We start from the raw sequence: 23,819 nt of genomic DNA on the forward strand, positions 1-23,819 counted from the left end.
GGGGCGATCGCCGATCCGATACTGCCGTGTTCCCGCTTCTGGAGTCTGCCCATGAAAGTCTTCCCGCTGAAACGCGCGCCGCTGAACGTCGCTTCGCTGCTGCTGGCCGCCGCCATCGGTGCGGTCGGTTCGCTCGCGCTGGGCTACGTGGGTCCGGCGCGTGCCGGCACCGCGCCGGCCGGAGCGCCCGAAAGCGTCACCGTCTTTTCGACGCCCACTTTGGCATGTGCAAGGACCACCTCGTCGGCCAGCTCACCCAGTCGCATGGCGATAGCCCCATCTCGCTATCCGTAGTTTCTACGGCCCAGGCTCCTAGCGCTACATGGACATGGCGCCATACAACGAGAAGGCGACCTGGTCGGCGTGTTCGTTACCTACAGCCGCCGTTGAACGGGCCTCAGCGCACCGTGGCGCCGGGCCTGGCGCCGGCGTCGGCGTCGAGCAGGAACAGGTCGCTGCCGCCCTCACCGGCCGACAGGATCATTCCCTCGGACAGACCGAAGCGCATCTTGCGCGGCGCCAGGTTGGCAATGAACACCACGTTGCGGCCCACCAGTTTCTCCGGCTCGCCGTAGGCGGCGCGGATGCCGGAGAAGATCTGCCGCGTGCCCAGCGGACCGGCGTCCAGCTCGAAGCGCAGCAGCTTGTCCGAACCTTCGACGAATTCGCACACGGTGACCTTGCCCACGCGCAGGTCGAGCCTGGCGAAATCGTCGATACCGATGGTGGCGGCCGTGGTGGCGGCCGTGGCGGCGGAAGCGGGGGCGGGCGTGGTGTCGGTCATGGCTTTCTTCGCTTGCTTGGGTTTTTCGGTGGGAGCGGGCGTGCCGGCGGGGGTGCCGAGCGACTCCTTCGAGGCTTCGATCATGGCTTCGATCTGCTTCGAATCGAGGCGGCCGAGCAGCGGCTCGAAGGGCGCGATGATGTGGTTGTGCAGCGGTGCGCGGGCGCTGTCGAAATCGATGATCGGCGCCGCCAGGAACTGCTCGGCGGCGGCCACGGTGGCGGGCAGGATCGGCTTGAGCAGGCCGCCGAGCAGGCGGAACGCGGCAATCGCGAACGAGCACACCTGATGCAGCTCGACCCGGCGCGACTCGTCCCTGGCCAGCGTCCACGGCGCGGTGGCGGCGATGTGGCCGTTGACCAGGTCGGCCATCAGCACGAAGCGGCGGGTGACTTCGGCGAACTGGCCCTGATCGTAGAGCTCGGCGAGGCCGTCGTAGTGTTCCTGCAGCCGGTTCCACAGGGCGGTTTCGGTGGGGCCGAAGCGCTCGGCCAGCCGCCCCTCGAAGAACTTGTGCACGAAGCCCGCGGTGCGGCTGGCGATGTTCACCCACTTGCCGACCAGGTGCGAGTTCACGCGCTCCTCGAAGGCCTTCAGGTCCAGATCCACGTCCACTGGGGCGTCGTCGAGCATGGTGGCGAAGTAGTAGCGCAGGCACTCCGGGTTCAGTCCGGCGTCCAGGTAGGTGCGCGCCTGGATGAAGGTGCCGCGCGACTTGGACATCTTCGCGCCGTTGACCGTGAGGTAGCCGTTGACGTGCAACGCGGTGGGCGTGCGAAAGCCCGCGCCGTGCAGCATCGCCGGCCAGAACAGGCCATGGAAGTTGATGATGTCCTTGCCGATGAAGTGGTGCATCTCGGCGGCGCTGTCGGGCGCCAGGAAGTCGTCGAAGCTCAGTCCGGTCCGGTCGCACAGCGCCTTGAAGCTGGCCAGGTAACCCACCGGCGCGTCCAGCCACACGTAGAAGAATTTGCCCGGCGCGTCGGGAATGGGGAAGCCGAAGTAGGGCGCGTCGCGCGAGATGTCCCAGTCCTTCAGGCCACCGTCCAGCCATTCGCGCAGCTTGGCCGCCACGCCGCTGTTGGCCACCGCCTGACCGTTCGAGTACTTGCCGGCGAACCAGTCGCGCAGCAGGCCATCGAACTTCGACAGCTGGAAGAAGTAGTGCTCCGAATCGCGCAGTACCGGCGTGGCGCCGGACATCACCGAATACGGGTTGATCAGGTCGGTGGGCGCATAGGTGGCGCCGCAGTGCTCGCAGTTGTCGCCGTACTGATCGGGCGTCTTGCACACCGGGCAGGTGCCCTTGATGTAGCGGTCCGGCAGGAACATCTGCTTGTCCGGATCGAACAGCTGCTGGATGTCGCGCCTGGCGATGGCGCCGCCGTCGCGCAGGCGCGTGTAGATCAGCGAGGCGAGTTCTCTGTTCTCGTCCGAATGGGTACTGTGGTAATGGTCGAAGCTGAAGTGGAAATCGGCGAAATCGGCCTCGTGGCCGGCACGGATTTCCGCGATGAAGGTTTCCGGCGACAGGCCGGCCTTTTCGGCGGCGAGCATGATCGGCGTGCCGTGCGCGTCGTCGGCGGACACGAAATGCACCTCGTTGCCCATCATTCGCTGCGCCCGCACCCATATATCGGTCTGGAGGTAACCCAGCAGATGACCCAGGTGAAGCGGACCATTGGCATAGGGCAGGGCATGGGTAACGAGGAGGCGACGGCTCATGGCAGCTTGCTTGGCTTGAGTGGCCGAACATTATGGCATGGACGTCCAAATCGACCGGCCCTGTCGCGGCGTGTCCATGCCACGAAAAAGCCCGCCGGTGGGCGGGCTTGTCGGGTGAGCGAGAGGGGCGTGCCTTACGGCTGGCGTTCCCACACCTGCGAGCGACCGAGCAGGGCGAAGCCTATGTAGCCGTGCACGTCGAGCTTCTGGCCGCCGTCGAGCATCTTGAGTCGCACCTTGTAGACCTTGCCGGTCTTCGGGTCGAGGATCTTGCCGCCGTCCCACACGTCGTCGTCTTTGGTGACGCCCCACATGATGGTCATGCCTTCGATCGGCTGGTTCTTGCGCGCGCCGTCGCACTTCTTGCAGACCGGGTTCGGGCCCTCCTCGGAGTTGAGCACCTTGACCACCTTGGCCTGCAGTTCACCGTTGTTGTCGGTGATCTCGACGATGGACTTGGGCTGGTGGGTCTCGTCGTCGATGGTCTTCCAGGTACCGACCGGCGCGTCGGTGGCGGCGAAGGCGGAGCCGGCGATCAGCAGCAGGCCGGTGGCGAGGGTGAAGCGGGACAGCAGTCTCATGGTGGTCCTCCCGTACGAAAGCGTATGGGGCGAGCGTGCCGAGCCCCCCGGAGCGGGTCAAGCTGCATTGCGCAAGACCCCGATCGACGGCATTGCGCCCTGATCTGGCGCAGCCGGGCACGCGATGGAGGCTGGCATAATCGTGGACCCCTCCCCCCAAGGCATGCCCCATGACGCAGGCAAATGAAGCCCTGGTGCGCCGCATCCTCGGCGACCTGACTGACCCCCACACCGGCGCGTCGCTGGCCGACACCGTGCGCGCCATCGGCGTGGACGGCGATCGCGTGTCGGTCGACCTCCAGCTCGGCTATCCGGCGGCCACGGCGCACGAGGCGCTGGCCGCGCGGGTACGCGAGGCGCTGCAGGCTGAGCCGGGCATTGCCGCGGCGACGGTCTCCGTCAGCAGTCGCGTGCAGGTGCACAAGGTGCAGGGCCAGCTGGCGCCGCTGGCGAACGTGAAGAACATCATCGTGGTCGCCTCGGGCAAGGGCGGCGTGGGCAAGTCCACCGTGTCGGTGAATCTCGCGCTGGCGCTGGCGGCGGAGGGCGCCAAGGTGGGCATTCTCGACGCCGACATCTACGGCCCCAGCCAGCCGCGCATGCTGGGCATCAGCGGCAGGCCGCAGTCGCCGGACGGCAAGAGCATCGTCCCGATGCAGGCACACGGCCTGCAGGCGATGTCGATCGGCTTCCTGGTCGACGAGGAGACGCCGATGATCTGGCGCGGCCCGATGGTCACCCAGGCGATGATGCAGTTGCTCAACGATTCGCGCTGGGAATCGCTGGATTACCTCGTGGTCGACCTGCCGCCGGGTACCGGCGACATCCAGCTCACGCTGGCGCAGAAGGTGCCGGTGGCCGGCGCGGTGATCGTCACCACGCCGCAGGACATCGCCCTGCTCGATGCGCGCAAGGCGCTGAAGATGTTCGAGAAGGTGGAGGTGCCGGTGCTCGGCGTGGTGGAGAACATGGCCACCCACGTGTGCTCGGCCTGCGGCCACGAGGAGCACATCTTCGGCGAGGGCGGCGGCCAGCGCATGGCCGACCAGTACGGCGTGGCCTGCCTCGGCTCGCTGCCGCTGGACATCCGCATCCGCGAGCAGGCCGACGGCGGCAATCCGACCGTGGTGGCGATGCCCGAATCCGACCTTGCCGCGCGCTATCGCGAGATCGCCCGCAACGCGGCGGGGCGTTTGTCGCGCCAGCCGCGCAACAAGGCGCTGGGCCTGGGCAAGATCGTGGTGCAGGGCGCGCCGGCGGCGTGAGCGGGGCGCGCCATCCCATCCGGCAGGAGCGTCGCGGCTGAAGCCGCTCCCGCAAGGGGGCCGCAGCCCGGCCGTCCGGGTCCATGGTATTTTTCGCCTCTTTCCCGGATCGCCGGGCCAAGCAAAGACGACCGGAGCGCGCGTGAGCATCAAACCCGACAAGTGGATCCGCCGGATGGCCGAGCAGCACGGCATGATCGAGCCGTTCGAGCCGGGCCAGGTGAAGCTGCGCGACCAGCAGAAGCTGATCTCCTACGGTACCTCCAGCTATGGCTACGACGTGCGCTGCGCGCGCGAGTTCAAGATCTTCACCAACATCAACTCCACCATCGTCGATCCGAAGGCGTTCGACCCCACGAGTTTCGTCGACGTCGAGGCGGACGTGTGCATCATCCCCCCCAACTCGTTCGCGCTGGCGCGCACGGTGGAATACTTTCGCATTCCGCGCTCGGTGCTCACCGTGTGCCTGGGCAAGAGTACCTATGCGCGCTGCGGCATCATCGTCAACGTGACCCCGCTGGAGCCGGAGTGGGAAGGTCACGTGACGCTGGAGTTCTCCAATACCACGCCGCTGCCGGCACGCATCTACGCCAACGAGGGCGTGGCGCAGATGCTGTTCTTCGAATCGGACGAGGAATGCGAGACCAGCTACAAGGATCGCGGCGGCAAATACCAGGGCCAGCAGGGCGTGACCCTGCCGCGCACCTGAACCCCCGCTCACTCACCCCCGACGCCACCGCCCGCCGGCGCTACACTCGCCCGCTGCCACACATGCCCTGCAGGAGATCCGCATGATCCGTCTTTCCACCCTCACTGGCCGCCTGGTTGCCGGCGCCATGCTGGCCGGCGCACTACTCCTCACCGGTTGCCATCGCGGCGACGTCAAGGCGGAGGTGGCGGCGATCCGGGCGCAGCAGCATTTCGACATGGTGATCCAGGCGTACAAGAGCGGCCAGTTCATGCTGGAAGACGGTGCCGTGCTCAGCGCGATCGACACCGGCAGCCACTTCGCCTACCTGAAGGACGTGGGCAAACTGCCCAAGACCGTCCTGCTGACGCCCAGCGACGACTCCAAGGTGCGCAAGCAGCACCTGGAATACATGGCGCGCATCGCGCTCGACTACGGCGTGGTGGTGTACTACGACGACGGCGGCCAGCTGAAGCAGATCAACCCGCAGGAAACCAAGGCGCGCGCGCTGGAGGACTACCACGCCCCGGTGAAGATGAACGACGAGCAGAAGCGCAAGAGCGCGGCCGGCAGCAGCATCGAGGACCAGTCGCGCGGCTACTGATCGACCGCTGCCGTCGTCCGGCACGATCGTCTACCCACGATCGTCTAGCTGATCGTGCCGGCGGCGGCGCGGATGTCCGCATCGGTGGATGCGGCCACGCGCAGGGCGATCGCCAGTCCGCGCGTCACGTCCTCCAGCGCCATGCTCGGCGCGTGTGCATGCCGTACCGCCTGGTCGGGCAGCAACGGGATGTGGATGAAGCCGCTGCGCACGCCGCGCTGGCGCGCGGTGAAATGCGCCATGGCGTAGGCGGCGTGGTTGCAAACATAGGTGCCGGCGGTGTTGGAGATTTCCGCGGGCAGGCCCGCCGCATGCAGGGCGACCAGCATCGCCTTGATCGGCAGGGTCGAGAAATACGCCGCGGGGCCGTCCGCCAGCACCGGCACGTCGATCGGCTGCGCGCCCGCGTTGTCGGCGATGCGCGCGTCGGCCACATTGATCGCCACGCGCTCGATCGACAGCCGGCTGCGCCCGCCGGCCTGTCCCACTCCCAGCACGATGGCCGGATGCACCTCGCGCAGCGCGGCTTTCAGCACCACCAGCGAGCGGGCGAATTCGGTGGGCAGCTGGCGCGCCACCACCCGATGCCCGGCGAGGCGCCGACCGTGCAGGGCGCGCGCCGCCTCCCACGAGGGGTTGACGGTCTCCCCGCCGAACGGGTCGAAGCCGGTCAGCAGGATGCGGGGAAGGGTCGATGCCATGTGCGGTTCGCCTCGTCGATCATCGGAACACCAGCAGCGCCATCAGGCCGAGGTTGAAGGCCAGCAGCAGCAGCGCCGTCCACACCTGTGCGCGGATCACCCCGTACGGCGAGCGCAGTTCCAGCAGCGCGGCCGGCACCAGGTTGAAGTTTGCCGCCATCGGCGTCAGCAGCGTGCCGCAGTAGCCGCACAGCATGCCCAGTGCGCCGAGCACGGCCGGGTTCGCGCCGTAGCGTTGCACCAGCAGCGGCAGGCCGATGCCGGCGGTCATCACCGGGAACGCGGCAAACGCATTGCCCATGATCACGGTGAACAGCACCATGCCCAGCGCGTAGGCGAGCAGGCAGGCCATCGCGCTGCCGGCAGGCAGCCAGTCGGTGGTGAGCTGGGCGATCGCGTCGCCCACGCCGCTGCGGGTGAACACCTGGCCGAGCGCGGCCAGCAGCACCGGCAGCAGCGCGGCCCAGCCCATGGTGTCGAGCAGCCGGCGACCTTCCGCGAGGCCGCGGGACGGTGCATTGCCGGTCACCGCGCTGGCCGCGAACAGCGCCAGCAGGCAGGCCAGCGCCAGTCCGGTCAGGGTCATCTGGGCGGGGGCGAACAAGCGTGCGCCGTGCCAGTGCAGCCGGTCGCCGCCCAGCGCCACGACCACGGTCACCAGGGGAATCAGCAGCGCCGGCAGCAGCAGCCGGTGGCCCAGCCGCTGGGCCGAGGCCTGCCGCTGCGCCGGCGTGCTCTGCTCTACCGGGCGGCGATGGCCGAGCCGGGGCGCGATCAGCGCCAGCGCGATCACCGCCGCCCCGGCGACCTGCGCCGGCAGCAGCTGCCCGGCCTGCGCCGCGCGAAGCACCGCCCCGCCGCTGCCGAACAGGGCCGCAAGGATCAGCCAGAACGCGCCGCGCCACGGCTCGCGCTCGCGCAGGTTGCGCCAGCCGGTATAGGCCATGAACAGCGCCAGCAGCAGGTGCGCCTGTTCGATCTGCAGCATCGCTCAGCCTCCCTGCCGCCCGGCCTGCCGGCGGCGCAGGTATCGCTGGTACAGCACGATCCGCGTGCTGTGGATCGCGAACGCCGCGAACGCCGTGGGCAGTGCCCACAGCGCGATCGACAGCGGCGTCAGCGCGATCCCGTGCTGGTCGTAGAAGCCCTGGATCAGCAGCACCGCGCCCAGCGCGATGAACACGTCCTCGCCGAAAAACAGTCCCACGTTGTCGGTGGCCGCGGCGAGCGCGCGCAGGCGGTCGCGCTCGTCGTCCGGCAGCGCCGGATCGATGCGTTCGGCCGCCGCCTCGGCCATCGGTGCGAGCAGCGGGCGCACCGTCTGCGCCGGACCGGCCACGCTCTGCAGGCCGATCATCGACAGCAGCTGGCGCCCCAGCAGGTAGCCGATCAGCAGCCGCGCCAGGGTCATGCCGCGCATCCGCGCCATCCAGCGCTGCGCGTGCTCGCGCAGGCCGGCGCGTTCGAGCAGGCCGATCGCCGGCAGGGTGAGGATGATGATCAGCAGGATCCGGCTGGAGGCGAAGCTGGTGCCGAGCAGGGCCAGCAGGTCGGGCACCGCCATGCCCGACAGCAGGCCGCTGGCCAGTGCCGCGGTGACCACCACCAGCACCGGGTTGAAGCGCAGCACGAAGCCCAGCGCGATCAGCGCGACGCCGAGCAGGGGCCAGTAGTTCATCGCGTGGATTCCCGTTTCGCGCTCATGCCGCCGCGGGCGCCGCGATGCGCAGGCCGGCCGCTTCCAGCGCGGCGCGCAGCCGGCGCGCGAAGTCCACCGCGTGCGCGCCGTCACCGTGCAGGCACAGCGTGTCGGCCGTGAGCGCCACGCGCTGGCCGTCCACCGCGATCACCTCGCCGTGTTGCGCCATGCGCAGCGCCTGCGCGGTGGCCGTGTCGGCGTCGTCGATCACCGCGTCGGGCTCGCGCCGCGGCTGCAGCGAGCCGTCGGCGCGGTAGCGGCGGTCGGCGAAGGCTTCGGAGACCACGCGCAGTCCGGCGGCGCGACCCGCCTCCAGCAGGACCGAGCCGGCCAGGCCGAACAGCGCCAGCGCGGGATCGAACGCGCGCACGGCGTCGGCGATTGCCGCGGCCAGCGCGCGGTCGCGCGCGGCCATGTGGTACAGCGCGCCGTGCGGCTTGACGTGGGCGACGGTGGCGCCGGCCGCGCGGGCGAAGGCATGCAGCGCGCCGAGCTGGTACAGCGTCATGGCGTGCACCTCGGCGGGCGTCACCGCCATCTCGCGGCGACCGAAGCCCTGCAGGTCGGGCAGCGACACGTGCGCGCCGATCGCCACGCCACGCTCCACCGCCAGCGCCACCGTGCGCTGCATGATCGCCGGATCGCCGGCGTGGAAGCCGCAGGCGACGTTGGCCGAACTGACCAGCGCCAGCAGCGCGGCGTCCTCGCCCATGTGCCACGCGCCGAACGATTCGCCGAGGTCGCAGTTGAGGTCGATGCGGTTCACGTCAGCGGGACTCCCCTCGATCGATCACGCGCTGCACCAGATGCCGCAGCCGCTGCTCGCGTTCGTGCTGGCGGGCCAGCGCCTGCTCCAGCGAGGCGGCCTCGAAGCATACGTCATCGCCGGGCCGGCGCTGGGCCATGCGCGGCAGGTCCGCCGCCGCCACCTGGCCGATGCGCGGATAGCCGCCGGTCACCGGCGCCTCGGCCATCAGCACGATCGGCTGGCCGGACGGCGGCAGCTGCACGGTGCCCGGCAGCACGGCGGCGGAGACCAGCTCCAGCGGCGCGCGCAGGTGCAGCGCCGGGCCATCGAGCCGGCTGCCGGTGCGGTTGCTCGATGCGCTCACCCGGAACCGCGCGCCGTGCAGCCGGCGGCGCGCGGCGTCATCCAGCGCGTCGGCGTGGCTGCCGGGCACCAGCGCGATCGGCGTCATGGCGAAGTCGAACCACGGCTGCGGGTCCACGCCCCAGCGGCTCGCTTTCACGCGGTGGATGGGAGCCATGCCGGACGCCGTACCGATCGGCAGCACGTCGCCGGCGCGCAGCGCGCGTCCGCCGAGCGGGCCGATCCGCGCGTGCAGGTCTTCGCTGCGGCTGCCGAGCACCGGCTCGGTGGCGATGCCCCCGCGCAGCGCCAGGTAGCTGCGGCAGCCCTGTCGCATGCCGCCCAGGCGCAGCGTGCTGCCGGCGGGCGCGTCCACCGCGGTCCACGGCGGCAGGGCGATGTCGTCGAGGCGGGCGTCGATGGGTGCGCCGGTGAGCGCGAGCCGGGTGGCGCGCTCGATCACCAGCACCGGGCCGCGCAGGGTGATTTCCAGCACCGCCTCGCCGTCGGTGTTGCCGACCAGCGCGTTGCCGAGCCGCCAGGCCGGCCGGTCCATCACGCCGGCGCGGCCCAGGCCGAGCGCGGCATGGCCGGGGCGGCCGCCGTCCTGCACGGTGGTGAGCAGGCCCGCCTGCAGCACCCGCAGGCTCACGCGTCGCGCTCCTGCAGGGCGTCGAAGCGCGCGGCGTCGATGGCCTCGAAGCGCACCCGGTCGCCGGGCCGCAGCCGCGACGGCGGGGTGGCGCGCATGTCGAACAGGCCCAGCGGCGTGCGGCCGATCAGCTGCCAGCCGCCGGGCAGGGCGTCGGGATAGATGCCGGTCTGCGCACCGCCGATCGCCACGCTGCCGGCCGGCACCCGCGCGCGCGGATCGGCGCGTCGCGGCACCGCCAGCCGCGGATCGAGCCCCAACAGATACGGAAAGCCCGGCGCGAAGCCCAGCATCGCCACGCGGTAGCGGCCGGCCGCATGACGCGCGATCACCTCGGCCTCGCCCAGCCCGGCGTGCCGCGCCACCGCGCCGAGATCCGGCCCGTTCGCGCCGCCGTACAGCACCGGGATCACCAGCTCGCGCGCCGGCGCATCGGCGACATCGGTCGCGGCCAGCACCTCGGTCACCGCCGCGCTCACCCGCGCGTGCGGCGTGTCGCCGGCACCGCCGCACCACGCCGACGGTTCGAAGCGCAGCAGCAGGCTGGCGCAGGCGGGCACGCATTCGAGCGACGGCAGCTGCCGCGCGATCGCCGTCGCGGCCGCCAGCACGCGGGCGCTGGTCGCCTCGTCGATGGTGCCGCCGAAGTGCAGCAGCAGTGCGTCCTCGGCCAGCGCCTCGTCGCGGATCGGTGCGATCACGATGCCTCAGTCTCCGGATTCGGCGAGCCGCTGGCGCAGCGCGGCGATCCTGGCTTCCAGCGAGGCCGCTTCGTACGGCTGCGCCGCGCCGCTGCCCCACACCGGGCCGGGCCAGGCCGCATCGCCGACCACGCGCGCGACGAGGTGCACGTGCAACTGGCGCACGATGTTACCCAGCGCGCCGAGGTTGACCCGGTCGCAGGGCGCCACGTCACGCAGAACCGCAGTGGCGAAGCGAATCTCCCGCCACAGCTGGTCCTGGTCGGTCCGGTCGAGATCGTGGATCTCGCTCCTGTCGGCCCGCCGCGGCACCAGCAGCAGCCAGGCGAAACGCGCGTCGTTCATCAGGCGCGCGCTGCACAGCGGCAGCTCGATCACCGGTACCGAGTCGGCGGCGAGCCGGGCATCGAGCACGAACGGTGTACTCATGCCGCGCCGCCCAATTCGCGCGCGAAGAAGTCCAGCGTGCGCTGCCAGGCCAGTTGCGCGCTGGGCGCGTGGTAGGCGTGCGGGTCGACGTCGCGGTTGAAGGCGTGGCCGGCGGGATAGGCATGGACGTCCATCCGCGGCAGCTTCTCGCGATGCAGTTGCACCGTCTCGGGCGGGATCGACGGGTCGTTCTCGCCGAAGTGGAACAGCACCGGCGCCCTGGGCACCTCGTCGAGATAGGCCGGGTTGCGCGCGCCGTAGTAGCTCACCGCGGGCAGGCCCAGCCGCTGGGCGGCGCGCAGTGCCACGGTGCCGCCCCAGCAGAAGCCGACCACGCCGATGCGCCCGGCCGAGGCGATCGCTTCGGCCGCGCTGGCCACGTCGTCCACCGCCAGCTCGATGCCGACCTCGGCCACCAGCGTGCGGCCCCTGCTGAAGCCGGCCTCGTCGTAGGCCAGCTCCACGCCGCTTTCGACGTGGTCGAAGAAACACGGGGCGACGGCCACGTAGCCGGCCTCGGCGAAGCGGTCGGCCACGGCGCGGATGTGCTCGTTCACGCCGAAGATCTCCTGCACCACCACGATGCCGCCGCGCGGCGTGCCGGCGGGCCGGGCGAGGTAGGCGCCGATGCAGTGCAGGCGGGTGGTGTTGAGGTGGATGGACTGGCCCATGCGTGATTCCGTCAGCCGATGTGCTCGGCGAAGAACGCCAGCGTGCGCGCCCACGCCAGCTCGGCGCTCGCCGCGTCGTAGCTGGCGCGGCGGTCGCAGTTGAAGCCGTGGTCGGCGTCGTACTCGTACAGCGGGGCGTCGGGATTGGCCGCGGCCACCTTGGCGCGGTCGTCGGCGCTGATATGGGCGTCCTTCAGTCCGTAGTGGAACATCAGCGGCGCCCTGGCCGGGCGGCCGACGAAGTGCGTGTTGCCGCCGCCGTAGTAGCTCACGCCGGGCAGGCCCAGTTCGATGGCGGCGGCATAGGCCACCGTGCCGCCCCAGCAGAAGCCCACCGTGCCGACCCTGCCGGCGTGGGCGATGTACTTGGCGGCGGCCGCCACGTCCTGCAGCGGGCGCTCGAAGCCGACCTGGCCCATCAGCGCGATGCCCTGACTGATGCCGCCCGCGTCGTAGCCGAGCTCCACGCCCGGCTGCACCGCGTCGAACAGCGCAGGTGCGATCGCGGTGTAGCCGGCCGCGGCGACGCGATCGGCGACGTCGCGAATGTGCTCGTTCACGCCGAAGATCTCCTGGATCACCACGATGCCGCCGCGGGTTGGGTTTGCCGGCTCGGCGAGGTACGCGCCGATCGGGGTGTCGCTGTGGAGGGTGATCATCTGACCCATGGCAATGTCCTTGGCTGAGGGTGGGAATGGTTCGGCGCCGCAGCATCGTGCGAAGGGCCAGGCGCCAGGCGAAAAGCCGCAAAGGATAAGGATAGCGAGGCCGCCGTCAGAGGGGAGTCAGACATTCGGCGCAGGCGGCTGCGGCGCCTGGTCGCGGTACAATTGCTGGTTGCTTCTTTCGGTCGTCCGCCATGTCCACGCCCGCACCCGCCCAGAAGATCGGTTTCGTCAGCCTCGGCTGCCCCAAGGCGCTGGTCGACTCCGAGCGCATCCTCACCCAGCTCAAGGTCGAGGGTTACCAGATCGTGCCCAGCTACGACGCCGCCGACGCGGTGGTGGTGAACACCTGCGGCTTCATCGACGCGGCGGTGCAGGAGTCGCTGGACGCGATCGGCGAGGCGCTGCACGAGAACGGCAAGGTGATCGTCACCGGCTGCCTGGGCAAGCGCGAGGCGCTGATCCGCGAGGCCTATCCGGACGTGCTCTCGATCAGCGGCCCGCAGGACTACGCCAGCGTGATGAGCGCGGTGCACGCGGCGCTGCCGCCCTCGCGCAACAAGTTCCTCGACCTGGTGCCGGACACCGGCGTGAAACTGACGCCGAAGCACTACGCCTACCTGAAGATTTCCGAGGGCTGCAACCACCGCTGCAGCTTCTGCATCATCCCGTCGATGCGCGGCGACCTGGTCTCGCGGCCGGTCGACGAGGTGCTGCGCGAGGCCGAGCGGCTGGCGAAAGGCGGCGTGAAGGAGCTGCTGGTGATCTCGCAGGACACCAGCGCCTACGGCGTGGACGTGAAGTACGCCGAGCACCGGTGGCGCGACAGGAGTTACCGCACGCGGATGACCGAGCTGTGCGAGGGTCTGTCCGAGCTGGGCGTGTGGACGCGCCTGCACTACGTCTACCCGTACCCGCACGTGGACGAGCTGATGCCGCTGATGGCCGCGGGCAGGATCCTGCCCTACCTGGACATTCCGTTCCAGCACGCCAGCCCGCGCATCCTGAAATTGATGAAGCGCCCGGGCAACATCGAAAAGACGCTGGAGCGCATTCGCGACTGGCGCAAGGCGGTGCCGGACCTGACCCTCCGCAGCACCTTCATCGTCGGCTTCCCCGGCGAGACCGACGCCGAGTTCGAGGAACTGCTCGACTTCCTGCGCGAGGCCGAGCTCGACCGCGTGGGCGCGTTCACCTACTCGCCGGTGGACGGCGCCCGCGCCAACGAGCTGCCCGATCCGGTGTCCGAGGAGCTGAAGGAGGATCGCCTCGAGCAGTTCATGGCGGTGCAGGCGGAAATCTCCGCCGCCAGGCTGCAGCGCAAGGTGGGCCGCACGATCACCGTGCTGGTCGACGAGGCCAATGAAGCGGGCGCGGTGGCGCGTTCGTCGGCCGATGCGCCGGAGATCGACGGCAGCGTGCTGATTTCCTATCGACAACCCGCCGACGGCCAGCAGCTCAAGCCCGGCCAGTTCGTGCAGGTGGTGGTGGAGTCGGCCAGCGAGCACGACCTGCACGCGCGTCTGGCGCAGCCCGTGCTGCCGGTGGTGTGAAGAAGCGGCAGCGGTACGTCGCCCCGGCGCGCGAGGCGGTCGATCCGGCCGCGTGCTCGCCGATCCGCTGGAGCTGCGTCCGCTGCCGCTGTCGGGCATCCCCGGTTGGCATCCGCACAATGGCGAGGAAGCGTTCCATCGCACGGCATCGTGCCACCAGCCTCTCAGTCGTCGTAGCGTACGGCCAGCACCGCGAAGGCGGTCGGGCCGCCGGGCAGCTCGGCGGAAAACTCGTCGTCCACCCGCTTCTTCAGCACCGCCCGGGCAAGCGGCGAGTCGATGCTGATCCAGCCCAGCTTGGCGTCGGTCTCGTCCGGGCCGACGATGCGGTAGTGCAGCGTTTCGCCGGAGTCGAGATGCTCCAGCTCGATCCGCGCACCGAAGAACACCGCGTCGCGGTCCGACGGCGCGCCTTCGGCCACCTTCAGCGCGGGGATGCGCTTGCTGAGGTAGCGCACGCGACGGTCGATCTCGCCCAGCTGCTTCTTGCGATAGGTGTACTCGGCGTTTTCCGAGCGGTCGCCTTCGGCCGCGGCGGCGGCAAGCGCCTTGACCACCTCCGGGCGCAGGGTGTGCCACAGGTGGTCGAGCTCGGCCTTCAGTCGCTCGAAGCCGGCGCGCGTGATGATGGCCGTGGATGACGGCGAGGGCGGACGCCAGCGACTCATGCGCGGTTTTCCGACTGCAGCTGGCGGATGCGTGCGAGCAGCTCGCCGTGCTGCGGGTGGTCGGCCCAGGCGGACGCCACGCGGCCGAGCAGCACGCTGGCTTCGAGCGGCTGGCCTTCGGCCTCCAGCTCGCGGGCGGCGATCAGCGCCACCGCGGGCGCGCGGCCGTCGCGCGGCCAGCTGGCCAGCCAGCGGCGGCAGAGTTTCAGCGCGGTGCGGCGCATCCCGCTGCGCGCGGCCAGTTCGATAAGTGCGCCGGCGTTGCCGGGATCGTCGGGGAGGAAATCCGGATCGATCGCGACGCAGTCCTGCAGCATCGCCAGCGCCTTGCGCGGTTCATCGTTCGCCACCAAGGCGGCGATGCGGATCTGCCCGTGCACCAGCAGCGCGTCACGCAGGTTCTGCCGGCGCAGCAGGTCGCGGTAGGCCTGGTGCAGTTCGGCGGGCGCTTCACGATCCTGCAGTCGCGGCACCAGCAGGCGGGTTGCGGCCATCGGGTCGTGCGCAGCCAGTTCCCGGGCGTGGTCGAGCAGGCGCTGGTCGTCGTTGCTGCCCAGTGCTTCGGCCAGCACCTCGGCCTCCGGCGTGAGGCCGAAGTGTTCGTGGCGGCGGTGGATCATCGCGCCCATCAGGTGGAAGCCGAGCACGATCAGGTAGCCGCAGGCGAAGGTGAACAAAGGCAGCGAGAGCAGGCGCGGCAGTTGGGCGGTGACCAGCGAGGCGAGCACCACCAGGATGCCCACCAGCACATTGATGCCGACAGGCAGCAGGTACGCCCAGCCGAAGCGCCGGATGATCTGGCCCCAGTACAGCGGATTCAGTGCCGGCAGCAGGCTGCCGTCGAAGGCCAGCGCCATGTCGATCGCCGGCAGCGCCAGTGCCACCGCCAGCAGCATGGGCCAGAACAGCTCGGGCGCGAACGACGGCACCAGCAGACAGCACACGGCGGCCAGCACGTGCACCAGGGTCAGGCCCCAGGCTGCCCGCTCGCTGTCGCCCAGGCCTACCTCGGGCGGCTCGGCGAAACCGTTGGCGGTGTGCAGCATGCACTCGGCGGCATAGCGCCAGGTGGCACCCCACACCAGCAGGCTGGCGACGGTACCGAGGAACAGCGGCAGCAGGGCGAGGTAGTGGATCAGCGCCAGCCCGACCAGGGTCGGCAGGGCGGCACCGCGCAGTGGATAGCCCAGGCCCGTGGCGAGGCGCTCGCCGAACGGCGTGGCCGGGTCGACCGCGCGGAAGCGGACGTGGGCAGGTTTCAACGCCTGCCACCGAAGATGCCGCCCAGCACGCCGCACAGGATCCGCCGGCCGGGCCGGTTGCCCATCGTGCGCACGGTCGACTTGCCCGGCACCTCGATCATGCCGTGGCGGTTGCCGTGGCGCGGGTCGAGGCTGGCGCCGGTCGCGTCGTTGCGGCCGATCGGGATCGGGGTCATGGCGCGGTCTCTGCGTGGACAAGTCACGATTCTAACCACCGCCGGTGCGATGGATTGAGTCCGTTGCCGCGCACGGCTATGGTGCTCGTTTCGCCGTTGCCGAAGTACCTCATGTCCGTGCGTTTGCCGCTGTGCCGTTCGCTGTGTGTCGCCGTCTTCACCCTGCTGGCCGGATGCGCCGGAGCCCCGGGCAAAACGCCCGCATCCCCCTCGCTCAACGCGTTGTATGGCCAGCTCGATGCGGCCAGCAAGGGCTACGAGAACGCCTTGCAGCAGGCGCGCGAGGGCGACGACCAGGCCTCGCGCAAGACCCTGGCAGCCGCGCTCGACCAGCTCAAGCAGGCCTCGGCGCAGTGCACCGGCACGCCCGGTTGCGAGCCGCAACGCTTCTACGCGGTATTCGATCGCCTGCTGCGGCTGAAGGACGGCAGCGCGATCGGCGACGAGGGGCTGGAGACGGCCGGTGAGTCGACTTCGCCGGCAGGGCAGGCGGTCGGCGCGGCGGGGCTGCCGCAGGTGCAGCGCAGCGTGACCCTGCTGCACGGGCAGAAGCTGTCCGAACTGATCGCGATGAACGGTCCGGTGAAGGCGGCGCTGGAAATGTGGCTGACCCAGTGGCGTCCGAACCTGATGGATGCATGGGTCAACTATCAGTACATGCGTTTCGAGATGTGGCCGCAGTACCAGAAGGCCGATCTGCCCGAGGCCGTGCTGTTCGGCATCATGGCCAAGGAGTCCGGCGGCAAGGTGCATGCGGTGTCGCGTTCGGGTGCAGCCGGGCCGCTGCAGTTCATGTACGCCACCGGCCTGCGCTTCGGGCTGGGCAGCGACAGCGGCTTCGATACGCGCTTCGATCCGGCCGAGGCGGCCCGCGCCAATGCGCAGTATCTCAACGAGCAGTTGCGCGTGTTCAACAACAACCTCGAACTCACGCTGGCGGCCTACAACGGCGGCGAGGGGCGCATGCGGCGGCTGGCCGGGGATCGTCCCGGGGTGAGTTTCTACGATCCGTCGGTGTACGACGAACTGTCGCCGGAAACCCGTGACTACGTGCCGGCGGTGCTGGCGGCGGCCTGGCTGTTCCTGCATCCGCAGAGCTACAACCTGCGCTTCCCGAAGGTGGACGGCCGACCCGGGCAGGTGACGCTCAAGCGCGTCGCCTCGATCTCCGAACTCACCATCTGCCTGGGCAATGCCGGCGACATGCCGGAAGGCTGGTTCCGCACCCTGCGCAACCTCAATCCCCGCCTCGATCCGCAGATGCAGCAGCCGATCGGTACCACGCTGCACCTGCCCAGGGCGCTGGAGGCGGCTTATGCGTCGCGCTGCGTCGACGGGCCGTGGCCGATCCTTGCCGCCGACCTGCACGACGCAGTGGCGCCGCGGCCGCAGGTGGCGGCCGCGGCGGTGGTGCCCTCGGGAGGGCTGCGCCGTTACCGGGTTCGCGCGGGCGACACGCTGATCGGCATCGTGGGCAAGCTGCGCTGTTCCAGCGTGCGCGAGGTGGCGCGGGTCAACCACCTGCATCGTCACGCGATTCGCGCAGGTCAGGTGCTGACGGTGCCGGGTTGCCGCTGAGCCGCTCGCGGCCGGGAAATCAGGCGGCGGCCGGGGTGTTCATCCAGCTCTCGCCGGTCTCGCCCTCGCGGCGGGTTTCCTTCAGCTCGCGCAGCAGGCGCATGAGCTGGCGGTAGACGGTCTGCAGGCCGCCCAGGCGGGCGTCCTTGGTCTCGTGGTAGGCCACGGCCAGCCACAGCGCGATGCCGCGGATGGCGACCTCGACGTTCTCCGAGCGGGCCCGGGTGTAGCCGATCTCGGTGCCCTGCCCCCAAGGCAGGTAGCGCTCTTCCGGCGGCGTGCCGTACAGATGCGGGAAATCGCAGCGGGTCGCCTGGCCGATCTCACGCAGGGTCAGCGTGCCCAGCCGGCTGCGGTTGTGCCGCGAGAGCGCAGCGATGCTGCGCTGGATATCGCGCAGCTGGCGGCGGAGCTGGCGGGCACGGTTGATGGCGATGAGCTGGGTCAGCAGGCGCATGGCGGTCTCGGACTCGATAGGGTGACGCGGTTTTCGCGCTGAACCGGAGCTTACCCGAGCCGTGGGCACATTTGCACCCAGGGCGTCACAAGATGCCGTCAAGCGGCAAGGGTTTGCCGTGTCAGGTGACGCAATGCGTCACTTCTTCCCGATCCGCTGGCCCACCTTCACCGCCTGCTGGGGGGGCAGCGGGTCCAGTCCGGCGCTGCCGGGCGGCAGCAGCAGGATCACCGTGGAGCCCATGTTGAAGCGCCCCATCTCGGCAAACCGCTCCAGCCGGATGTCGCGGCCGGCAAACGACTTGCGGCGGATGCCGGCCGCGTAGGGCGGAATCACCAGCCCGTCCCACACGGTGGACACGGACGACACCAGGATCGCCCCCACCAGCACCACGGCGAACGGCCCGTGCTCGCCCTCGAAGTGGCACACCAGCCGCTCGTTGCGGGCGAACAGGCGCGGGATCGCCTCCACCGCGAACGGCGCCACGCTGAAGATGCGCCCGGGCACGTGCACGGTTTCGGTCAGCGTGCCGGCCAGCGGCATGTGCACGCGGTGATAGTCGCGCGGTGACAGATAGACGGTGACAAACCGACCGTTCCGATAGGGCGCGGCGGCGGCCTCGTCGCCCAGCAGCTCGGCGGCGGTGTATGACTGCCCCTTGGCCTGGAAGATGCGGCCGTCCACGATGGCGCCGGCCTGGCTGATGCGTCCGTCGGCCGGGCAGAGCAGGGCGTCGGGATCGTGGTCAGGCTCGCGGACGCCGGGCTTCAGTGCACGGGTGAAGAAGGCATTGAAGTGCTCGTAGGCGCAGGGATCCGGCTCGATCGCCTCGGCCATGTCCACCTGGTAGTTGCGCACGATGGTGCCGATCAACCAGTTCTTCCACGGTGCGAACGTCCAGCGCGTGGCCCAGTACACCACCCGCGACAGCGCGCGGTGCGGCAGGATGTATTGCAGGAAGACATTGAAATTCATCGCGCCAGTATAGGAGTGAGGAGTGAGGAGTGAGGAGCGAGGAGTGAGGAGCGAGGAGTGAGGAGCGAGGAGTGAGGAGTGAGGAGTGAGGAGTGAGAGAGGAGCATGGGCTGGCGGCAGGCCGCCTTTCTCTCACTTTTCACTCCTCTTCACTCACTCCTGCCCTGGCTATACTTGCCGGCCCTTCGCTTCGGGTGTCGCCGTGACTGCCGAACTGTCCACCATCATCGACTTCATCCGCTACGGCGCCAGCCGCTTCTCGGCGGCCGGGCTGAGCTTCGGTCACAGCCACGACAACCCGATCGACGAGGCGACGCACCTGGTGCTCGCCGCGCTGCATCTGCCGCCGGATCTGCCGCCGGCCTACGGCACCGGCACCCTGGTGGCCGAGGAGCGCGAGCGCGTGATCGGACTGATCGAGCGCCGCGTCGCCGAGCGCATGCCGGTGGCCTACCTGGTGGGCGAAACCTGGTTTGCCGGCTTGAAATTCAAGAGCGACCGCCGCGCGCTGGTGCCGCGCTCGCCGATCGCCGAGCTGATCGAATCGGGCTTTGCGCCATGGCTGGATCATCGGCATGTGGAACGCGCGCTGGACCTGTGCACCGGCTCGGGCTGCATCGGCATCGCCATGGCCGAGTACAACCCCGACTGGCAGGTCGACATCGTCGACATCAGCCCCGAGGCGCTGTCGCTGGCGCGCGAGAACATCGTGTTCCAGCACGTGGAGGACCGGGTCGAGGCGATCGAGTCCGACCTGTTCGCCGGCGTGCAGGGGCGCCGCTACGACCTGATCGTGTCCAATCCGCCCTACGTCACCGAGGACGAATACGCCGCGATGCCGGGTGAATACCGCCACGAGCCCAAGCTGGGCCTGACCTCCGGCGAGGATGGCCTGGACCTGTGCCTGCGCATGCTCGACGAGGCCGCCGACCATCTCACCGAGGACGGCCTGCTGATCGTCGAGGTGGGCGAAAGCGAGCAGGCGCTGGTCAAGCTGTTGCCGCAGGTGCCGTTCGTGTGGATCGAGTTCAAGGTCGGCGCGATGGGCGTGTTCGTGCTGGAGCGCCGCGACCTGGTCGAGCACGCCGGGGCGATCCACGCCGCCGCCCAGACGCGCCGCTGAGCATTGCGCGACCGGTCGCCAGGACCCGGGCTGTGGCAAGATGCAGTGCAGCATGAAGTCGGGTCGTCCGGCTTCGGCGCTTCGGTCGCCCCGGTAGATCCCGTGTCCAGCAACTCCTTCGGCAAGCTCTTCACCGTCACCACGTTCGGCGAAAGCCACGGTCCGGCCATCGGCTGCGTGGTGGATGGCTGCCCGCCCGGGCTGGCGATCGCGCCGGACGACTTCCGCGCCGACCTGGGCCGCCGCGCCACCGGCCGCACCCGCCACACTTCGCAGCGCCGCGAGGACGACGCCATCGAGATCCTCTCCGGCGTGTACGAAGGACGCACCACCGGCACGCCGATCGCCCTGCTGATCCGCAACACCGACCCGCGCAGCAAGGACTACGGCGACATCGCCGGTACCTTCCGTCCCGGTCACGCCGACTACACCTACTGGCACAAGTACGGCATCCGCGATCCGCGCGGCGGCGGCCGCTCGTCGGCGCGCGAGACCACCATGCGCGTGGCGGCCGGCGTGATCGCCAGGAAGTGGCTGGCCGAGCGCCACGGCGTGCGCGTGCGCGGCTACCTCGCCCAGCTCGGCGAGCTGGTGCCGGCCCGCTTCGATGCCGAGGCGATCGAGCAGAATCCGTTCTTCTGGCCCGATGCCGACCAGCTGCCCGAGCTGGAGCGCTACATGGATGCGCTGCGCAAGTCCGGCGATTCGGTGGGCGCCCGCGTCAACGCGGTCGCCGAGGGCGTGCCGCCGGGCTTGGGCGAGCCGATCTACGGCAAGCTCGATGGCGACCTCGCCGCCGCGATGATGTCGATCAACGCGGTCAAGGGCGTGGAGATCGGCGACGGTTTCGCCGCCGTCGCCCAGCGCGGCACGCAGCATCGCGACGAAATCCATTTGGACGGTTTTACGTCCAATCATGCCGGTGGCATCCTCGGCGGGATCAGCTCCGGCCAGCCGGTGACCGTCTCGGTGGCGTTCAAGCCCACGTCCAGCATCCTCGTCCCCGGCCGCAGCGTGAACCTCGCCGGCGAGCCGGTGGAGGTGGTGACCAAGGGGCGGCACGACCCCTGCGTCGGCATCCGTGCCACCCCGATCGTCGAGGCGATGCTGGCGCTGGTGCTGATGGATCACGCGCTGCGCCATCGCGCGCAATGCGGCGACGTCGGGCCGGTGCGGCCGCTGATTCCCTGATCCGTGGCGCGCGCGATCGGCCCATCCCTGCAGGAACCGGCATGACCAAGCGGTACAAAGTCTGGGTGTCGCGCCCGCTGTTCGTCGAAGCGCTGGCGCGGCTGGACCAGCACGTCGAGCTGGATGCCGAGGCGATCGAGCGCGCACACCCGCCCGAGCAGTTGCGCGAGCGGCTGGCCGGCGTGGATGCGGCCATCATCAGCCTGTCCGATCGCGTCGATGCGGCCACCTTGGCGGGCAATCACCGGCTGCGGGTGATCGCGAACCTGGCGGTGGGCTACAACAATCTGGATATCGACGCGCTTACCCGCGCGGGCGTGCTCGCCTGCAACACCCCGGACGTGCTCAACGAAACCACCGCCGACTACGCGTGGGCGCTGCTGCTGGCCGCGGCCCGGCGCGTCGGCGCGGCAGAACGCTGGCTGCGCGCCGGCCAGTGGACCGGCGCCATGCGCTTCGACGACTGGCTCGGCGTGGACCTGCACGGCAAGACGCTGGGCGTCCTCGGCATGGGCCGCATCGGTCAGGCGGTGGCGCGTCGCGCCAGCGGCTTCGACATGCGCGTGCTGTACCACAACCGCAGCCGGCTGCCCGAGGCCGTGGAGCGCCAGTGCGCCGCCCGCTGGGTGGACCGGGCCGCGCTGCTGCGCGAATCCGATCATCTGGTGCTGGTGCTGCCGTACACGCCGGAAAACCATCACGTGATCGGCGCCGCCGAGCTGGCGCAGATGAAGCGCGGCAGCGTGTTGGTGAACATCGCGCGCGGCGGGCTGGTGGACGAGGCGGCGCTGGCCGCCGCGCTGGTGTCGGGGCAGTTGGCCGCGGCCGGGCTCGACGTTTACGAGGACGAGCCTGCCGTTCATCCGGCGCTGCTGGAGCTCGAACAAGTGGTGCTCAGCCCGCATCTGGGCAGCGCCAGCGCCGATACCCGCCGCCACATGGCGCAGCTGGCGGTCGACAATGTGCTGGCCGGGCTGGGCATCGGTCCGCAGGCGGGCCATCCGCCCACCCCGATCAACCCGCAGGTGCTGCACGCGCGGGGGGTGTTGGACAAAGCGTGATCGGATTCACGATCGCGCGGTTCGCAGGTTGTGTTGCGCACCGCCCCGGCTAGATTCCCGCGGATGCGGGAACGGCAATGGCCCGGCGGCCCTTTCCGATTTTCCTGACAGACAGACGGATCATGAGCAAGAAGAGCAGCTACAAGGTGGCAATGGTCGGTGCGACCGGCGCGGTGGGTGAGACCCTGCTGTCGATCCTGGCCGAGCGCGATTTCCCGGTGAGCGAGCTGGTGCCGCTGGCGAGCGAGCGCTCCGCCGGTGGCCAGGTGGAGTTCGCCGGCAAGAAAGTCACCGTGCAGAACCTCGCCGACTACGACTTCACCGGCGTGGACATCGCATTCTTTTCGGCCGGCGGCTCGGTGAGCCGCGAGCACGCCCCGCGCGCGGCGGCGGCCGGCGCGGTGGTGATCGACAACACCTCCGAGTACCGTTACCAGGACGACATCCCGCTGGTGGTGAGCGAGGTGAACCCGCACGCCATCGCCGACTACACCGTGCGCGGCATCATCGCCAACCCGAACTGCTCGACCATGCAGATGCTGGTGGCGCTGGCGCCGATCCACCGTGCGGTGGGCATCGAGCGGATCAACGTGGCGACCTACCAGTCGGTGTCCGGCGCCGGGCGCTCGGGCATGGAGGAGCTGGGCAAGCAGACCGCCGCGCTGCTCAATTTCCAGGAGGTGGAGCCGGCCAAGTTCTCCAGGCAGATCGCCTTCAACGTCATTCCCCACATCGACGACTTCCAGCCCAACGGCTACACCAAGGAAGAAATGAAGATGGTGTGGGAGACACGCAAGATCCTCGAGGACGCCTCGATCGCGGTGAACCCCACCGCAGTGCGCGTGCCGGTGTTCTACGGACACGCCGAGGCAGTGCACATCGAGACGCGCGACAAGATCACCGCCGAACAGGCACGCGCGCTGCTGGAGCAGGCGCCGGGCGTGGTGGTGATGGACGAGCGCAAGGCCGGTGGTTATCCGACACCGGTGGGCGACGCCGCCGGCAAGGACCCGGTGTTCGTGGGCCGCATCCGCGAGGACATCTCGCACGAGCGCGGGCTGGATCTGTGGATCGTGGCCGACAACATCCGCAAGGGTGCGGCGCTCAACGCCGTGCAGATTGCCGAGCTGCTGATCGAGGACTATCTGTAAGGGTGACTCCATGCCGCGCACGCCCCTGCTGACGGCCCTGTTCGGGCTGATGATTTCCACGGGGGCGGCCGCGGCTGCCGATGGCGCGCACCCGACCGGCGCGGCGCTGCTGCCGGCGGCGTCACCACCCCCCGATCCGGCCACCGTGCAGGCGTCCCTACGGCGCAGCGGTACCGAGCTGGCGCAATTGCAGCGCGACGTGGCGGCGCAGGAGCGCCGCAGCCGCGAGGCAGCCCGGCGGCTGCGCCAGCAGGATCGCCGGCTGGAGCAGTTGCGCCGCCAACTGCAGTCGGTGCAGGCCGGTGCGCAGGCCGGTGCGGGAGTGCAAAACCCGGGGCAATGAGCGGCACGCGCCGGTGAGAAGCAGGC

27 protein-coding genes and 1 pseudogene are annotated in these 23,819 nt (G+C 69.9%); 12 read left to right on the top strand and 16 right to left on the bottom strand.

Translation table 11 applies throughout. The features are described from left to right. The first annotated feature begins 51 nt into the window (after positions 1-51). Entirely contained in the window at positions 52-294 is a 243-nt protein-coding gene (locus tag ACO2Q2_RS13765) for a hypothetical protein (protein WP_423256356.1), read from the top strand. A 103-nt stretch (positions 295-397) separates the two neighbouring features. Here ACO2Q2_RS13765 and metG read toward each other — a convergent pair whose 3' ends face one another. Both metG and ACO2Q2_RS13775 read right to left on the bottom strand, forming a co-directional pair. Then, positions 398-2,509 carry a methionine--tRNA ligase gene (gene metG, locus ACO2Q2_RS13770; RefSeq protein ID WP_423256357.1) on the bottom strand — a complete coding sequence of 704 codons (2,112 nt, stop codon included), beginning with the start codon at positions 2,507-2,509 and terminating at the stop codon, positions 398-400. A 134-nt stretch (positions 2,510-2,643) separates the two neighbouring features. After that, entirely contained in the window at positions 2,644-3,090 is a 447-nt protein-coding gene (locus ACO2Q2_RS13775) for a DUF2147 domain-containing protein (RefSeq protein ID WP_423256358.1), read from the bottom strand. Between the two features lie 170 nt (positions 3,091-3,260). Between ACO2Q2_RS13775 and apbC the strand changes: the two genes are divergently transcribed. The 3 genes from apbC to ACO2Q2_RS13790 all read left to right on the top strand — a co-directional run bounded on the left by apbC (position 3,261) and on the right by ACO2Q2_RS13790 (position 5,647). Then, the gene (gene apbC / locus ACO2Q2_RS13780; protein ID WP_423256359.1) at positions 3,261-4,355 is read left to right on the top strand and encodes an iron-sulfur cluster carrier protein ApbC; all 1,095 of its coding nucleotides are present in this window, start codon (positions 3,261-3,263) and stop codon (positions 4,353-4,355) included. 142 nt (positions 4,356-4,497) lie between these two features. After that, entirely contained in the window at positions 4,498-5,064 is a 567-nt protein-coding gene (dcd, locus tag ACO2Q2_RS13785) for a dCTP deaminase (RefSeq protein ID WP_423256360.1), read from the top strand. 82 nt (positions 5,065-5,146) lie between these two features. Further along, positions 5,147-5,647 carry a hypothetical protein gene (locus ACO2Q2_RS13790; RefSeq protein WP_423256361.1) on the top strand — a complete coding sequence of 167 codons (501 nt, stop codon included), beginning with the start codon at positions 5,147-5,149 and terminating at the stop codon, positions 5,645-5,647. A gap of 44 nt (positions 5,648-5,691) precedes the next feature. Here the strand turns inward: ACO2Q2_RS13790 and pcp are convergent, their stop codons facing one another. The 9 genes from pcp to ACO2Q2_RS13835 are packed head-to-tail and all read right to left on the bottom strand — an operon-like array spanning position 5,692 to position 12,258. Then, positions 5,692-6,348 (bottom strand): pyroglutamyl-peptidase I, encoded by a 657-nt coding sequence (gene pcp / locus ACO2Q2_RS13795; protein WP_423256362.1) that lies wholly within the window; start codon positions 6,346-6,348, stop codon positions 5,692-5,694. A 19-nt stretch (positions 6,349-6,367) separates the two neighbouring features. Next, positions 6,368-7,336, bottom strand: coding sequence for a 5-oxoproline transporter, DUF979 family subunit (locus tag ACO2Q2_RS13800; protein WP_423256363.1), 969 nt, complete (start codon positions 7,334-7,336; stop codon positions 6,368-6,370). 3 nt (positions 7,337-7,339) lie between these two features. Then, positions 7,340-8,026 carry a DUF969 domain-containing protein gene (locus tag ACO2Q2_RS13805; protein WP_423256364.1) on the bottom strand — a complete coding sequence of 229 codons (687 nt, stop codon included), beginning with the start codon at positions 8,024-8,026 and terminating at the stop codon, positions 7,340-7,342. A 22-nt stretch (positions 8,027-8,048) separates the two neighbouring features. Then, the gene (locus ACO2Q2_RS13810) at positions 8,049-8,813 is read right to left on the bottom strand and encodes a LamB/YcsF family protein (protein WP_423256365.1); all 765 of its coding nucleotides are present in this window, start codon (positions 8,811-8,813) and stop codon (positions 8,049-8,051) included. Position 8,814: 1 nt separating this feature from the next. Then, positions 8,815-9,789 (bottom strand): biotin-dependent carboxyltransferase family protein, encoded by a 975-nt coding sequence (locus ACO2Q2_RS13815; RefSeq protein ID WP_423256366.1) that lies wholly within the window; start codon positions 9,787-9,789, stop codon positions 8,815-8,817. Beyond that, positions 9,786-10,490 carry a 5-oxoprolinase subunit PxpB gene (pxpB, locus tag ACO2Q2_RS13820; RefSeq protein WP_423256367.1) on the bottom strand — a complete coding sequence of 235 codons (705 nt, stop codon included), beginning with the start codon at positions 10,488-10,490 and terminating at the stop codon, positions 9,786-9,788. The genes ACO2Q2_RS13815 and pxpB overlap by 4 nt, the downstream gene beginning before the upstream one ends. Before the next feature lie 6 nt (positions 10,491-10,496). Then, entirely contained in the window at positions 10,497-10,919 is a 423-nt protein-coding gene (locus ACO2Q2_RS13825) for an HIT domain-containing protein (protein WP_423256368.1), read from the bottom strand. Next, a complete protein-coding gene (locus ACO2Q2_RS13830; RefSeq protein ID WP_423256369.1) occupies positions 10,916-11,590 on the bottom strand; it encodes a dienelactone hydrolase family protein in 675 nt (224 codons plus the stop codon). The genes ACO2Q2_RS13825 and ACO2Q2_RS13830 overlap by 4 nt, the downstream gene beginning before the upstream one ends. Positions 11,591-11,601: 11 nt before the next feature. Beyond that, positions 11,602-12,258 (bottom strand): dienelactone hydrolase family protein, encoded by a 657-nt coding sequence (locus tag ACO2Q2_RS13835; RefSeq protein ID WP_423256370.1) that lies wholly within the window; start codon positions 12,256-12,258, stop codon positions 11,602-11,604. Between the two features lie 191 nt (positions 12,259-12,449). Here ACO2Q2_RS13835 and rimO point away from each other — a divergent pair, with 191 nt between their 5' ends. Next, on the top strand, positions 12,450-13,808 hold the full coding sequence (gene rimO, locus ACO2Q2_RS13840) for a 30S ribosomal protein S12 methylthiotransferase RimO (RefSeq protein WP_423256371.1): 1,359 nt from the start codon (positions 12,450-12,452) through the stop codon (positions 13,806-13,808). A gap of 52 nt (positions 13,809-13,860) precedes the next feature. After that, positions 13,861-13,959, top strand: a pseudogene (locus ACO2Q2_RS13845) (DUF3025 domain-containing protein); the annotation flags it as partial. A gap of 13 nt (positions 13,960-13,972) precedes the next feature. Here ACO2Q2_RS13845 and greB read toward each other — a convergent pair. From greB to ACO2Q2_RS13860, 3 genes are read right to left on the bottom strand one after another with little or no spacing between them, the layout of a single operon-like run. Continuing rightward, on the bottom strand, positions 13,973-14,476 hold the full coding sequence (gene greB, locus ACO2Q2_RS13850; RefSeq protein ID WP_423256372.1) for a transcription elongation factor GreB: 504 nt from the start codon (positions 14,474-14,476) through the stop codon (positions 13,973-13,975). Then, on the bottom strand, positions 14,473-15,738 hold the full coding sequence (locus tag ACO2Q2_RS13855; protein ID WP_423256373.1) for a hypothetical protein: 1,266 nt from the start codon (positions 15,736-15,738) through the stop codon (positions 14,473-14,475). Before ACO2Q2_RS13855 ends, greB begins: the two co-directional genes overlap by 4 nt. Beyond that, positions 15,735-15,914: a hypothetical protein gene (locus tag ACO2Q2_RS13860; RefSeq protein ID WP_423256374.1), complete on the bottom strand. Its 180-nt coding sequence runs from the start codon at positions 15,912-15,914 to the stop codon at positions 15,735-15,737. The genes ACO2Q2_RS13855 and ACO2Q2_RS13860 overlap by 4 nt, the downstream gene beginning before the upstream one ends. A gap of 111 nt (positions 15,915-16,025) precedes the next feature. On the opposite strand from ACO2Q2_RS13860, the gene ACO2Q2_RS13865 reads away from it, so the two are divergent. Next, positions 16,026-17,492 (top strand): transglycosylase SLT domain-containing protein, encoded by a 1,467-nt coding sequence (locus tag ACO2Q2_RS13865; protein WP_423256375.1) that lies wholly within the window; start codon positions 16,026-16,028, stop codon positions 17,490-17,492. 19 nt (positions 17,493-17,511) lie between these two features. Here the strand turns inward: ACO2Q2_RS13865 and ACO2Q2_RS13870 are convergent, their stop codons facing one another. Together ACO2Q2_RS13870 and asd are read right to left on the bottom strand one after the other, a co-directional pair. Next, the gene (locus ACO2Q2_RS13870) at positions 17,512-17,949 is read right to left on the bottom strand and encodes a hypothetical protein (protein WP_423256376.1); all 438 of its coding nucleotides are present in this window, start codon (positions 17,947-17,949) and stop codon (positions 17,512-17,514) included. 138 nt (positions 17,950-18,087) lie between these two features. Continuing rightward, a complete protein-coding gene (gene asd / locus ACO2Q2_RS13875; RefSeq protein ID WP_423256378.1) occupies positions 18,088-18,924 on the bottom strand; it encodes an archaetidylserine decarboxylase in 837 nt (278 codons plus the stop codon). A 202-nt stretch (positions 18,925-19,126) separates the two neighbouring features. On the opposite strand from asd, the gene prmB reads away from it, so the two are divergent. The 5 genes from prmB (at position 19,127) to ACO2Q2_RS13900 (ending at position 23,793) form a co-directional block, all read left to right on the top strand. Then, positions 19,127-20,047 (top strand): 50S ribosomal protein L3 N(5)-glutamine methyltransferase, encoded by a 921-nt coding sequence (gene prmB, locus ACO2Q2_RS13880; protein ID WP_423256380.1) that lies wholly within the window; start codon positions 19,127-19,129, stop codon positions 20,045-20,047. A gap of 102 nt (positions 20,048-20,149) precedes the next feature. Then, positions 20,150-21,238 carry a chorismate synthase gene (gene aroC, locus ACO2Q2_RS13885; RefSeq protein ID WP_423256382.1) on the top strand — a complete coding sequence of 363 codons (1,089 nt, stop codon included), beginning with the start codon at positions 20,150-20,152 and terminating at the stop codon, positions 21,236-21,238. Between the two features lie 41 nt (positions 21,239-21,279). Then, positions 21,280-22,299: a 2-hydroxyacid dehydrogenase gene (locus ACO2Q2_RS13890; protein ID WP_423256384.1), complete on the top strand. Its 1,020-nt coding sequence runs from the start codon at positions 21,280-21,282 to the stop codon at positions 22,297-22,299. Positions 22,300-22,421: 122 nt separating this feature from the next. Beyond that, positions 22,422-23,450 (top strand): aspartate-semialdehyde dehydrogenase, encoded by a 1,029-nt coding sequence (locus tag ACO2Q2_RS13895; RefSeq protein WP_423256386.1) that lies wholly within the window; start codon positions 22,422-22,424, stop codon positions 23,448-23,450. Between the two features lie 10 nt (positions 23,451-23,460). Then, positions 23,461-23,793: a hypothetical protein gene (locus ACO2Q2_RS13900; RefSeq protein WP_423256387.1), complete on the top strand. Its 333-nt coding sequence runs from the start codon at positions 23,461-23,463 to the stop codon at positions 23,791-23,793. Positions 23,794-23,819: the final 26 nt, after the last annotated feature.

The sequence above is a fragment of the Dyella sp. KRB-257 genome (genome assembly GCF_049445995.1).
In the GTDB taxonomy this organism is placed as follows: Bacteria; Pseudomonadota; Gammaproteobacteria; order Xanthomonadales; family Rhodanobacteraceae; genus Dyella_A.

Excerpts from the sequence above, each read along its gene's own strand:
- ACO2Q2_RS13865 (WP_423256375.1), top strand. The coding sequence starts at position 16,026 with ATGTCCGTGCGTTTGCCGCTGTGCCGTTCGCTGTGTGTCGCCGTCTTC.
- rimO (WP_423256371.1), top strand. The coding sequence starts at position 12,450 with ATGTCCACGCCCGCACCCGCCCAGAAGATCGGTTTCGTCAGCCTCGGC.
- ACO2Q2_RS13775 (WP_423256358.1), bottom strand. The coding sequence starts at position 3,090 with ATGAGACTGCTGTCCCGCTTCACCCTCGCCACCGGCCTGCTGCTGATC.
- ACO2Q2_RS13895 (WP_423256386.1), top strand. The coding sequence starts at position 22,422 with ATGAGCAAGAAGAGCAGCTACAAGGTGGCAATGGTCGGTGCGACCGGC.
- ACO2Q2_RS13805 (WP_423256364.1), bottom strand. The coding sequence starts at position 8,026 with ATGAACTACTGGCCCCTGCTCGGCGTCGCGCTGATCGCGCTGGGCTTC.
- metG (WP_423256357.1), bottom strand. The coding sequence starts at position 2,509 with ATGAGCCGTCGCCTCCTCGTTACCCATGCCCTGCCCTATGCCAATGGT.
- ACO2Q2_RS13870 (WP_423256376.1), bottom strand. The coding sequence starts at position 17,949 with ATGCGCCTGCTGACCCAGCTCATCGCCATCAACCGTGCCCGCCAGCTC.
- ACO2Q2_RS13835 (WP_423256370.1), bottom strand. The coding sequence starts at position 12,258 with ATGGGTCAGATGATCACCCTCCACAGCGACACCCCGATCGGCGCGTAC.
- asd (WP_423256378.1), bottom strand. The coding sequence starts at position 18,924 with ATGAATTTCAATGTCTTCCTGCAATACATCCTGCCGCACCGCGCGCTG.
- ACO2Q2_RS13890 (WP_423256384.1), top strand. The coding sequence starts at position 21,280 with ATGACCAAGCGGTACAAAGTCTGGGTGTCGCGCCCGCTGTTCGTCGAA.
- greB (WP_423256372.1), bottom strand. The coding sequence starts at position 14,476 with ATGAGTCGCTGGCGTCCGCCCTCGCCGTCATCCACGGCCATCATCACG.
- ACO2Q2_RS13790 (WP_423256361.1), top strand. The coding sequence starts at position 5,147 with ATGATCCGTCTTTCCACCCTCACTGGCCGCCTGGTTGCCGGCGCCATG.
- ACO2Q2_RS13825 (WP_423256368.1), bottom strand. The coding sequence starts at position 10,919 with ATGAGTACACCGTTCGTGCTCGATGCCCGGCTCGCCGCCGACTCGGTA.
- pcp (WP_423256362.1), bottom strand. The coding sequence starts at position 6,348 with ATGGCATCGACCCTTCCCCGCATCCTGCTGACCGGCTTCGACCCGTTC.
- ACO2Q2_RS13860 (WP_423256374.1), bottom strand. The coding sequence starts at position 15,914 with ATGACCCCGATCCCGATCGGCCGCAACGACGCGACCGGCGCCAGCCTC.
- ACO2Q2_RS13900 (WP_423256387.1), top strand. The coding sequence starts at position 23,461 with ATGCCGCGCACGCCCCTGCTGACGGCCCTGTTCGGGCTGATGATTTCC.
- ACO2Q2_RS13800 (WP_423256363.1), bottom strand. The coding sequence starts at position 7,336 with ATGCTGCAGATCGAACAGGCGCACCTGCTGCTGGCGCTGTTCATGGCC.
- ACO2Q2_RS13765 (WP_423256356.1), top strand. The coding sequence starts at position 52 with ATGAAAGTCTTCCCGCTGAAACGCGCGCCGCTGAACGTCGCTTCGCTG.
- ACO2Q2_RS13830 (WP_423256369.1), bottom strand. The coding sequence starts at position 11,590 with ATGGGCCAGTCCATCCACCTCAACACCACCCGCCTGCACTGCATCGGC.
- apbC (WP_423256359.1), top strand. The coding sequence starts at position 3,261 with ATGACGCAGGCAAATGAAGCCCTGGTGCGCCGCATCCTCGGCGACCTG.